This window comes from Flavobacterium sp. W21_SRS_FM6 (assembly GCF_052119645.1).
In the GTDB taxonomy this organism is placed as follows: domain Bacteria; phylum Pseudomonadota; class Gammaproteobacteria; order Enterobacterales; family Alteromonadaceae; genus Paraglaciecola.
In genome coordinates this window covers 304,692-314,986 of sequence record NZ_JBGQOM010000006.1, presented here as the reverse complement: position 1 = coordinate 314,986, position 10,295 = coordinate 304,692, and the positions used below count along the sequence as shown (strand labels likewise).

The window sequence follows — 10,295 nt, the reverse complement described above, 5'->3', positions numbered from 1 at the left end:
TCTTCCACCATTTTAACATTGATAGTGTTGCCTATTTTGTATCGGATGATGCATTCGAAATCAACCAAAGTGTGATTATTGGGCACCGTATTGCATACGATACGGTGCTCTTCGTCTGGAAATTCAAAACAACTGATAATGACTACTGAATTGTGTATTCACCAATAAGAAGCTGATTGTCCGGAACGCTACAATTACCACCAACTCAATCAAGGTCGAATGAAGATCCGCAAATGACACAGAATCTCAGTCAGGGTTAACGCTCGACTGTCCGCTTAGGTTCACAGCTGCCTTCCAGAGAACTTCTACTCAACGGCTGCAAATGGCACATTGCTGATAAAAGCAATGTGCATAAAATGCACATTGGAAAAGTCCGCTTCTGGCACGATTGAGCCAGACTCCGTGATAAAGTCTGGCTCACTTTCTATGAATCAATGCTCTCTGAGACCTCAAGGGCGTCATCAACCTCGATACCTAGGTATCTAACGGTACTTTCAAGCTTTCGGTGACCTAGGAGCAATTGGCACGCTCTCAGATTCTTTGTTTTCTTGTAAATCAAAGACGGTTTGGTTCTTCGCATTGAGTGAGTGCCGTACTGTGTATGATCTAATCCAATGCTTGAAACCCAATTGTCTACTATGCGCCCATATTGCCGAGTCGAAATATGTTCGGATGATTGGATTCTGGATTTGAACAAATAGTCATATGAGGTAAGTTTATAATGGTCGATTAAGGCTGAAAGAGAAAGTCGTGTACTTTCTGTTATTTCAAATTGAACTGGTGTGCCTGTCTTTTGCTGAACAATAATAGCCCTCAACTGAATAGTCTTTCCGTGCGCAATATCATTAACTTTCAAAGCGACTAAATCGCAACCACGAAGCTTACTATCGATGGCTAAATTAAAAAGTGCTAAATCTCTGATCTTGTTGAACAACTCTAATCTGATTCGAATCGCCCAAATTTGTTGAAGTTTAAGCGGTAGTTTTTGTCCTACTAGCTTGTCTTTATTCCAAGGTTCTTTTTTATGGTAAATTGCTAATTGATACATTTTGAATCTCCTACGTTAATGGAGATCTAAGTTTAGTAGCCTGCGAATAGTCTTTAGTATGAAATGCGAACGAGGCGTTTGAGCGAATTGCGGTCACTCGACCTTATACTTTTGAACGGCTTCTATGTGGCAGAAAGCGGACTGTCATATCCTTCAAAATTTGCATCTTTAATTTGAATTGGAATTAGCAGGTTACCGCACTAGTTTGCATAAAATATAAATTGAGACTGAATTTCAAAAGACCCGAAAGATCAATTTTGATAGAGGGAAGTTCATTATACCAACTCATTTTATCCTAGCTTCTATTTTACAAGCCGACTACACTAATTCCAAAGAATATTGAGTGACAGCTTGATGTATTACTCTTAGTTTATATGTATAAAAATGTATTGATAGGACGGCGGCGATGAAACATTTATTAACGGTAATATTGTGTTTATCTTCTTTATCCACATTGGCTCAGAATAACGAATATAATATTTCTTCACTTCAACAAAAAGGGAGTAGAGCACCAAACACACACTACATCGGTGATGCTTGGTTAAGAAGCATTGTAGAAGCCAAAGAAGATAATGGTTTTAATGTTACAAAAGCTACATTTAAGGCAAACTCTACGTTAGACTGGCACAAACATTCAGCACCACAAGTTCTAATTTATCTTGATGGAGAAGGGTATTATCAAGAACGAGGACAGGCTCCTATAATCCTCAAATCTGGAGATGTGATTAAATGCGAGGCAGATAAGGAGCACTGGCATTCATCAACCAAATATAGGGACGTTACGTACTTAGCGATATATAGTAATTCCACCCCTACTGTTTGGACTGAGGTTCTTAGCCAAGAATACTATGATAACGTAGCAACGATGCTTTCACAGTAAATTGGAATATTTGGCAGATAACTCAGCGACTGATGAGTTTCATAAGCCTAGAAACAAGCAATGCGAATCATTCAGTCATATTATTAGAAGTGCCATTCGACGTATTCTAAATGTTAGTCAGGTTCCTTCCCTATGGCATGTTTTAGCATATAAAAAATTTCCATGTGACTAATTATAATCTTGGAGGATACTATTGCGGTAACTGCGAACAGCTGCTTTTGGATGACAACAGCCAGTCAAGAGCGACCTCAATAACGTCGGGAAATGGCACATTGCCGATATTCGGCTTCGAGCGAATAAGGGACGTTAACTTACTTATAGCGTGAGCGAGCTAGTTCAAAATCGAGTTACTAATACACTATGTATATGTATAAAGTTGAGCCGCAACAACACAGAGTAAAATAGAGATTGTTGAGTCAAATATACGCCATCGTTTAGGTGAACTTAGTAGGCGTTTAAGTTTTGGTGAAAATATAACTAAACTTCCAAACCACAAAGCAGAGGCGATGCACGCTCCTACAGCAAATAATGTTGGGCTAGGTTGTAAAGCACCAACACTACCTAGTAAAATTACCGTATCTAAGTAAACATGAGGGTTCAGTAAGCTTATTGCCAAAGCTGTTAAGGCTGTTTTTCTCCAGTCAACTGTTACGGTTTCGTCAAGTTTCATTCCTGATGAACCTATATAGGCTCGTTTAGCAGAGCCGTATGCCAAATATAGTAGTAAAGCAATTCCTCCCCAAGTGAACAAAGGAATAAACTCAGGTATCCATTGCTGTAATTCTTGTGCTGAATAAACGCCAAAAACAATTAACGAAGCGTCACAAACTATACAAACCACAGCAATAACCAATCTATTTGCTCCAGCCATGCTCTGGCTTAAAACCCATATATTTTGAGCACCTATAGCCACGATTAAGCTAAGGCCCAATATTAAACCTGAAATAAATGACACGTTAGCGCCCCCCTTATGGCGTTATTAAGTAAAAAATTGATCTTAATATTGGTGTAATCTTACTTCTTGAAATATCATGAATCTAATGAATGATTTTATTGTTACATGAGAGAAATTCATGATTGATTATCAGTTGCTGCAAGCACTATATGCAGTCGTTACAGAAAAGGGCTTTGACAGAGCTGCACAAACTCTATTTATTACGCAATCGGCTGTAAGTAAGCGTATTTACCAACTGGAGTCGCTGTTAGGTGAGCCTGTCTTAATTAGAACGAAACCACCTAAAGCAACAGAGCTTGGTGTAAAATTATTAACTCATTTACAACAAGTTAAGCAGCTTGAGTTATCACTAAATTTACAGAGCAGCAGTGAATTCGTTGATAAACAACTACCTGTGTCAGTTAAAATATCCGCCAATGCTGACTCTTTGGCAACGTGGCTTCCAGAAGCTTTATCTGTGCCTGAAGATTACTGTGATTTTAAATATAGATTCGAGATAATAGCGGAAGATCAAACGATAGCCTTAAACAGAATGAAGGCTGGTGAAGTAATGATCTCAATATGCTCAATTGATAAACCAGTGAATGGAGGCAAGGTATTTGAATTAGGTGCATTGCGCTACCTTGTCATATGTAGCCCTGCGTTTAAACAGCGTTATAACATAAAATCATTGCATCAACTTACAGAATTACCCTGTTTAGTCTTTGATGAACATGACAAATTACAACATCAATTTCTGACACATTTGAATGGTTCTTTGCCTAAATATACTCATATTTGTCCATCATCAGAAGGATTTAAACAAGCAATGATTGCTGGTCTAGGCTACGGGCTGCTTCCAAGTTTACAGTTGGGTGAGACAATAGAAAAAGGAGAATTGGTCAATTTGATGCCAGAGTTTTATTTAGATACGCCTTTATATTGGCATTGCTGGGAAACAGAAAGTATCCAACTAGAAATGCTTAGGAGTCATGCCATTACTATTGCTTCAAAAAAGCTGTATCAGATTGTCTAAATGTCTCTTATTGGCACATTGCTGATAGAAGCAATGTGCATAAAATGCACATTGGAAAAGTCCGCTTCTGGCACAAGCTGTGTAAAAACTATTTTCAGCTCATTACTTGAACAAAAATAAATGTAAATATGTGTCTTACATTAAAATCTGACCAAGTTTCATAACTAAGGAAACTTACATTTTACGTAGCATTGCGTAATTAATTGGGTTGTTGAAGTTTTTACACAATCTGGGCACTCAGGTGCCATTAAACTCAATCGCTTGGTGTTAACATCTGACAAAATGAACGGCAAATGCGGCGGTTTAAATCACAAGGGCAGGTTCAACGGTTTTTATCGTGTCATGGCACTGTTAATAACCTATTCAGGCTTGGACGCCATTTGTTGAAGGCACCGAATTATAGGACATTACGTGCTCGAGCATTTAAGGAATGGGTTAAGGTTAGTTGCGTTCAGAGTTTGGCATAAACAACTAAAAATTCGTTCTTATCATCTAAATGCGTTGAGTTGACAATGCCGCCCCGTGGATACGGGACGGGGACACAAGAGGATCGTCAATGCTATTGATAACAATGCCGGTTCAGCCCCGTGGATACGGGGAACACGGCAGCGCCACCGAGCAACTAAAACGCCAAGCCGGTTCAGCCCCGTGGATACGGGGAACACATTTATTTCGCTGTAGCCCTTAAATTTCCTGACGGTTCAGCCCCGTGGATACGGGGAACACCAAGGATAAAAACCCGATGATGGACTGGATGGCGGTTCAGCCCCGTGGATACGGGGAACACCAAGATTAAGTAATTCACCTTCTTTGCACCATCGGTTCAGCCCCGTGGATACGGGGAACACTGTGACAAAGAACCCATGTACAGGCGTTAGAGCGGTTCAGCCCCGTGGATACGGGGAACACAAGGTATGCAAGAGATTAAGGTTAAATTTCCCCGGTTCAGCCCCGTGGATACGGGGAACACTCATCCAAGTCACGAGGCAAGAACCTAATCAACGGTTCAGCCCCGTGGATACGGGGAACACATAAAATCGGTAAAGTCTAAGAGTCTCTTGCGCGGTTCAGCCCCGTGGATACGGGGAACACAAGAAGCGCTAAATACCCGATAATGCTGGATACGGTTCAGCCCCGTGGATACGGGGAACACGCTATCTTTTTAATGGCTTTGTGCATTTTTTGCGGTTCAGCCCCGTGGATACGGGGAACACATCAGTTAGCAGATTAGAAATTTCGCCAGAATCGGTTCAGCCCCGTGGATACGGGGAACACTATTGACGTATGCTTTTTGTGAATTGATAGCTCGGTTCAGCCCCGTGGATACGGGGAACACCCTTTCAGCATCTAAAAAACAGCCAACTGGATCGGTTCAGCCCCGTGGATACGGGGAACACCTGCACGTTAAACGCGCCACAAAAGGGATACCCGGTTCAGCCCCGTGGATACGGGGAACACTTCAATGCCAGTAGGTAAGCCAGTATGTTTACCGGTTCAGCCCCGTGGATACGGGGAACACTGAGGTTATAAGCGTGGGCTGATTACCTCTTTCGGTTCAGCCCCGTGGATACGGGGAACACGGCGTCAGGGCATTTGTGCAGGGTAAATACGACGGTTCAGCCCCGTGGATACGGGGAACACGCCTGAGTTATGCGCGAAGCCGAGCCCGACGCCGGTTCAGCCCCGTGGATACGGGGAACACGATTCGAACATGACCTGCCCACATAGTAAGGGCGGTTCAGCCCCGTGGATACGGGGAACACTCTAAAAGTATAGTATTGATTTATAAGACTATTATTTAGTCTGTCAAATCTACCAACTTTTTAAGTTATTTTCCAGATTATTAAAGAGCCTTGTTATTTATCCAGTACAGGTAAAAAACGCACTAAACGCAGACCATCAAAATCAATTGGCATACGGCGATTATCACCATAGGTAATAAAATCGAAACCAGACTCAGTATTGGTTGCCCATGCCATGACCACATTGCCTTGTTCGGCCATTTCATTTACTTGATGCCAAATCATTTCGCGGATTTTGCGGCTTACATCCCCCACATAAACCCCAGCTCTTACTTCAAGTAACCACACAGCCAAACGACCACGTAATCTTGGCGGAACTGCTTCTGTCACCACCATGCACATACTCATTTATTTACTCCTGTGGCCTTGCTCACCAATGGACTCAGGTTCAGGAATGGCTGGCGGTTGGGCATCGGGATAGGCTTCGGGTGGTGTAATGTCCCCCGCGGCTAAAATTTCTTCTATTAAGGGGATCAACCTTCTTAAGGTTTTATCGGTGCGAAATAATTCGCGGCAGGCTAAACGCACTTCTTTATCCGGTTCTTTAGGGTGTTTAGCGGCAATACGAAAGGCCGCAGGAACCACTGTCTCAAATTTAATAATATCGGCAATATCATAGACAAAGCTTAGCGGCTTACCAGTATGTAAATAACCTATTGCAGGGGCGTAACCTGCAGCTAAAATTGCCGCTTCGGTAATGCCGTACAGGCAAGATGTGGCGGCACTAATGCACTTATTAGCAATATCACCTTTTTCCCAATCTTTGTGATCATAACGGCGGCCTTGCCATTCGACGTTGTATTGTTTGGCTAACAATTGATAGATTTTACGAACCCTCGCGCCCTCAATGCCGCGTAGCTGATCAACACTACGTCGCAGAGGCGCTTCTTCACCAAAGCGTAATTCAAACATTTTACGCACCACTTTTAAGCGTAAATTTTCATCTAGTGCCAACTTAGCCTGATAAAGCAGTTTATCTGAACGCGCGCCGCCTGGCTGACCCGCCGCATAAAAACGTACACCACCCTGCCCAACCCAAGTGATTAAGGTACCGACTTCAGAGGCTAACTTTATTGCCGCATGAGATATGCGCGTTCCAGGTTCAAGCATTAAACAAGTTACCGAACCAACGGGAATATGCATGCGCTCACCATTTACTTCATCGATCACCACAAAGGCACCGTCTTTTACGTCAATTCGCCCCATGCCGATAAAAATCATCGAATTGCGATCTTTGATAGGAATAGGTTTTAATGGTATGTACGCCATCAATCAATATCGCTATTTTGGTTTTCAATATCGATATGCAGAGATCGCGGAATAAGTGAGTTTGTGAGAATGCTCATTTGCTTTATGGCTAAGGTATTTAAGCTAGCGAGGCGTGCAGCTTGAGATAATCTTTGTTGGATAAAATGCGCATTTAAGCTTTCTAAATTAGCTAAACAGACCAATTGATGTACATTGGCATGGTCTCGCATATTGCCTACCAGCCCTGCGTTTTGAGCGCGCCACTGCTTTGCTGTAACACCAAACAAAGCAACGTTCAGTAAGTCTGCTTCGTTTGCATAAACTTGAGCAATCTGGCTGGCACTTACAGCATCGGGAACTAAGTTTTCTTTTATTGCATCAGTATGAATTAAGTAATTCACTTTAGCTAAGTTACGCTTAATGTCCCAACCCAGTTGTTGTAGTTCTTGCTCTTTTAAACGTTGAAATTCTTTAATCAAATAGAGTTTAAATTCAACTGATACCCAACTGGCAAATTCAAAGGCGATATCTTTTTGCGCATAGGTGCCACCGTATCTACCCGCTTTAGAGATGAGGCCAACGGCATTGGTCGCTTCTATCCACTGTTTAGGGGTTAACGCAAAGCTATTTAATCCAGCCTCCATTTTAAACCCGTCGAATTCCACGGGTTTAAAATCTGGATTGTTTAACTGCTCCCAAATACCTAAAAACTCGATAGTGTTACGATTGCGCAACCAGTTACGTATAAGATCATCAGTGCGAGCCGTATTTTTAAATCGAGCAATGTCGGTGATACTAATGTATTCAATATCACCTAGTTTGAAGGTAGCTATTTCTTTTTCGAGTACCGTCAGTTTCGCTGCCATGCATTGCTCCTTTACTTAAACTCTGCGAATTAACATCAATCCGCAGCCTAGTGATTTGGCTCTTCCAAAACCTTGTTTATATTTTTTCAGAAATAACTCAGGATCAGCTATGGTCAATAATCCCTGAAAATTAACACTAGAAAATTTTATACCTTGAGTGTGCCTTTTTTGACTCGCATGTTGCTCGTAACTCTCAATATCTGGCACGCAATCTAAGGTTATTCCCCATTGGTCCAAACGTTTATCATCGCTAATCCAATTAATTGCAGCCTGTTTCATTAATACTTTTAGCTCTGCATCATTGATGTTTGCAGATTTAGCTTTCGTTTTGGCATGCATCATCACATCATGCCGACGACTTTTACCCTCATTGTCCGTGATACAAATTGTAGGATTAACTCTAAGCTTAAACGCAAGTCGGGTACCTATTTCTAACTGAGGATTAAACGGCTTAGAGTTAATTTCAAATATAGTATCAAGTGATTGTGGCTGCTTTTCAGACAAAACAAAAAAAACAGGCCGACCATTATCTCCTTGTTCTTCTCGATATAAAAAATTGCGATCATCTTCGTTAGGAAATAAACGCCACAACAATTGATGAGAAGCATAAACCCCATTTCCAGCCAACTTAAGTAGCTCAATAGCGGATTGAGTTGAAGATACTAATGTGACTTTAGACAGAAACATGGCTTTCTTCCCTAATAGATATTTGATGCATGACTCTTTGTTTAAACTGCCAACGGTCTCGGCTTATAGGCTCATCCCAGGGCTGGGTGGTTACCACTCCTGTTTCAACGAACTCATCCTTTGCACCTTCCCAAAAATAACTAACCCAACCATTATCGTTTAATCTAAATTGGTCTTCCTTATGTGAGTTAGTTAACGGAGGAAACTCGATATCAAGTGCTTGTTTTAATTTCTCAACTTGCACAATTTTTGGTGTCACTGGTATTGCTAAAGGGCACGATTTACGCCCCAAACTGAGTGAATAAACAGGAGTGCTTAAGGCTTGTTGTAATTCAGCCAAGGAGCAACTTGTTTCATCCGTCAGTGATATAGCAATAATCCACAAGCCATCACAACGATAATCCCGGCTGGACAAAATGGTATTAAGTTTGTCTTCGCTCAGTTCACTTTTACGGCTCCGATGAATCACTTTGTTACTGTGGCTAGGGACTTGGGTAGTATGATAATCACGCAGTAAGCTTGTTGGTACACTTTGCTTAACTGCAATTTTCACACTAGTTTGCAAAGCATGTAATTGACTTTCTTGCTCTCGCTTAATGCCAAGTGCAGCACCTAATAACCCTAAAATAGCGGAACGTGTTGGCTGCATACCAGTAGGTCGGTCTCCACCTACTGCCGCCTGCCCCCAACTTGCTAAAGGTCCATATAAACGAAAGACCAAATACTCTTTCATATCGCCTCCTTAACTGGCTACAAACTCAAGTAACTCAGTTAAAGTGCCTTCACCTTTGTTTACATCAAAGTGATAACGACTATCCGCGCACTTTCCATAGACTTCGTCAAAGCGTTTTACTTGCCCTTGCAAGGCTTCAATTGCTGCAGTTGCTTGATCTGCATCGTTAATTGGTTTTAAAAAAGCCACAGACAAATTACGAGGTTGTTGTGCACCTTTTTCAGCCAAGGCAAAACTGGCGTAAGAGCTAGATGCAAAACTATTTTGTTTACCTTTAGGACTCACCTTTACAGCCGCCTCAACCAGTGCTTGAATCGCACGATTAGCTAATGCCTCGTCGCCATTTAAATTCTCAATTAATTGGCTCTTGTTAAGAATAATATTGCTATAAAAAAGCGCTGCTGCAAAACCTGACTCACCGATATGAGCAGAGCCAGCATCTGTTTTGCCGTCATTTAAATCATCTACTGCAGTAAAGTAATCGTCCTCGATAACAACACTATGCACACTTAATGCGTGCGCAACCTGACAAGCCGCTTCGACATTAAATGCCGGACTAGACGCCAACATACGGCCAAACAACGCAATATCAACCGCAGTCTGGTCTGCTTTAAGTAGTTTTAATTCGTCCTCTGAGGGTTCACGGTTTTCCGTTATTAATAACTGCACTAATGCCATCGCAGCCTGTTGTTCTGCCGGGCTGATATGTGCCAGTTGCTCTATTTCCAAAGAGTCTTTTTTACCCTTACCAAATACTCCGGCGATTTTAATCGCCCATTGTTGTGCATCTTTCTCTTTAATTCCTCCAGCAACTAAGGCATCAAAGATATTCACGCCAAACTTTTTAGTCCGTGTACCAATATGACCGCTCATTGCTTGCTCAAATAAATCAGAAATCCGCCAGTTACGTTTCAAACTTTGCGAGCTAACACGAAGACGATCAAAACCACCCATTTTAGCTGTTTTAGGACGACCTAAATCATCACGGTTTAAATTAGATGGAGCATAAGAGGTTAATAAATGCAGTTGAATAAATTGGCTCATGATTTCTTTCCTTAATA

At 41.7% G+C, this 10,295-nt stretch carries 10 protein-coding genes and 1 CRISPR repeat array; of the genes, 2 read left to right on the top strand and 8 right to left on the bottom strand.

The window, feature by feature from the left end:
* Positions 1–424: 424 nt before the first annotated feature.
* On the bottom strand, positions 425–1,048 hold the full coding sequence (locus tag ACEN2L_RS12580) for a tyrosine-type recombinase/integrase (protein WP_441744173.1): 624 nt from the start codon (positions 1,046–1,048) through the stop codon (positions 425–427).
* Between the two features lie 406 nt (positions 1,049–1,454).
* Here ACEN2L_RS12580 and ACEN2L_RS12575 point away from each other — a divergent pair, with 406 nt between their 5' ends.
* Positions 1,455–1,928 (top strand): cupin domain-containing protein, encoded by a 474-nt coding sequence (locus ACEN2L_RS12575; RefSeq protein ID WP_441744171.1) that lies wholly within the window; start codon positions 1,455–1,457, stop codon positions 1,926–1,928.
* Between the two features lie 358 nt (positions 1,929–2,286).
* Here the strand turns inward: ACEN2L_RS12575 and ACEN2L_RS12570 are convergent, their stop codons facing one another.
* A complete protein-coding gene (locus ACEN2L_RS12570; protein ID WP_441744169.1) occupies positions 2,287–2,883 on the bottom strand; it encodes a LysE/ArgO family amino acid transporter in 597 nt (198 codons plus the stop codon).
* A 118-nt stretch (positions 2,884–3,001) separates the two neighbouring features.
* Here ACEN2L_RS12570 and ACEN2L_RS12565 point away from each other — a divergent pair, with 118 nt between their 5' ends.
* Positions 3,002–3,898, top strand: coding sequence for a LysR family transcriptional regulator ArgP (locus tag ACEN2L_RS12565; protein WP_441744167.1), 897 nt, complete (start codon positions 3,002–3,004; stop codon positions 3,896–3,898).
* Positions 3,899–4,473: 575 nt separating this feature from the next.
* Positions 4,474–5,661: direct repeats of the CRISPR family, unit length 29 nt; unit sequence CGGTTCAGCCCCGTGGATACGGGGAACAC.
* Positions 5,662–5,754: 93 nt separating this feature from the next.
* Here ACEN2L_RS12565 and cas2e read toward each other — a convergent pair.
* The 6 genes from cas2e to cas7e are packed head-to-tail and all read right to left on the bottom strand — an operon-like array spanning position 5,755 to position 10,278.
* Positions 5,755–6,048 carry a type I-E CRISPR-associated endoribonuclease Cas2e gene (gene cas2e, locus ACEN2L_RS12560; RefSeq protein ID WP_441744165.1) on the bottom strand — a complete coding sequence of 98 codons (294 nt, stop codon included), beginning with the start codon at positions 6,046–6,048 and terminating at the stop codon, positions 5,755–5,757.
* Positions 6,049–6,969, bottom strand: a complete 921-nt coding sequence (gene cas1e / locus ACEN2L_RS12555; RefSeq protein ID WP_441744163.1) for a type I-E CRISPR-associated endonuclease Cas1e — start codon at positions 6,967–6,969, stop codon at positions 6,049–6,051.
* Positions 6,969–7,814 carry a KilA-N domain-containing protein gene (locus ACEN2L_RS12550; RefSeq protein WP_441744162.1) on the bottom strand — a complete coding sequence of 282 codons (846 nt, stop codon included), beginning with the start codon at positions 7,812–7,814 and terminating at the stop codon, positions 6,969–6,971. The genes cas1e and ACEN2L_RS12550 overlap by 1 nt, the downstream gene beginning before the upstream one ends.
* Positions 7,815–7,829: 15 nt before the next feature.
* Positions 7,830–8,501 carry a type I-E CRISPR-associated protein Cas6/Cse3/CasE gene (gene cas6e, locus ACEN2L_RS12545; protein WP_441744160.1) on the bottom strand — a complete coding sequence of 224 codons (672 nt, stop codon included), beginning with the start codon at positions 8,499–8,501 and terminating at the stop codon, positions 7,830–7,832.
* Positions 8,488–9,234 carry a type I-E CRISPR-associated protein Cas5/CasD gene (cas5e, locus tag ACEN2L_RS12540; RefSeq protein WP_441744159.1) on the bottom strand — a complete coding sequence of 249 codons (747 nt, stop codon included), beginning with the start codon at positions 9,232–9,234 and terminating at the stop codon, positions 8,488–8,490. Before cas5e ends, cas6e begins: the two co-directional genes overlap by 14 nt.
* A gap of 9 nt (positions 9,235–9,243) precedes the next feature.
* Entirely contained in the window at positions 9,244–10,278 is a 1,035-nt protein-coding gene (gene cas7e / locus ACEN2L_RS12535; RefSeq protein ID WP_441744157.1) for a type I-E CRISPR-associated protein Cas7/Cse4/CasC, read from the bottom strand.
* Between the last annotated feature and the right edge of the window lie 17 nt (positions 10,279–10,295).

What these genes read in the sequence shown, in the direction of transcription:
- ACEN2L_RS12580 (WP_441744173.1), bottom strand. Translation starts at nt 1,048, where the DNA reads ATGTATCAATTAGCAATTTACCATAAAAAAGAACCTTGGAATAAAGAC.
- ACEN2L_RS12575 (WP_441744171.1), top strand. Translation starts at nt 1,455, where the DNA reads ATGAAACATTTATTAACGGTAATATTGTGTTTATCTTCTTTATCCACA.
- ACEN2L_RS12565 (WP_441744167.1), top strand. Translation starts at nt 3,002, where the DNA reads ATGATTGATTATCAGTTGCTGCAAGCACTATATGCAGTCGTTACAGAA.
- cas2e (WP_441744165.1), bottom strand. Translation starts at nt 6,048, where the DNA reads ATGAGTATGTGCATGGTGGTGACAGAAGCAGTTCCGCCAAGATTACGT.
- cas1e (WP_441744163.1), bottom strand. Translation starts at nt 6,969, where the DNA reads ATGGCGTACATACCATTAAAACCTATTCCTATCAAAGATCGCAATTCG.
- ACEN2L_RS12550 (WP_441744162.1), bottom strand. Translation starts at nt 7,814, where the DNA reads ATGGCAGCGAAACTGACGGTACTCGAAAAAGAAATAGCTACCTTCAAA.
- cas6e (WP_441744160.1), bottom strand. Translation starts at nt 8,501, where the DNA reads ATGTTTCTGTCTAAAGTCACATTAGTATCTTCAACTCAATCCGCTATT.
- cas5e (WP_441744159.1), bottom strand. Translation starts at nt 9,234, where the DNA reads ATGAAAGAGTATTTGGTCTTTCGTTTATATGGACCTTTAGCAAGTTGG.
- cas7e (WP_441744157.1), bottom strand. Translation starts at nt 10,278, where the DNA reads ATGAGCCAATTTATTCAACTGCATTTATTAACCTCTTATGCTCCATCT.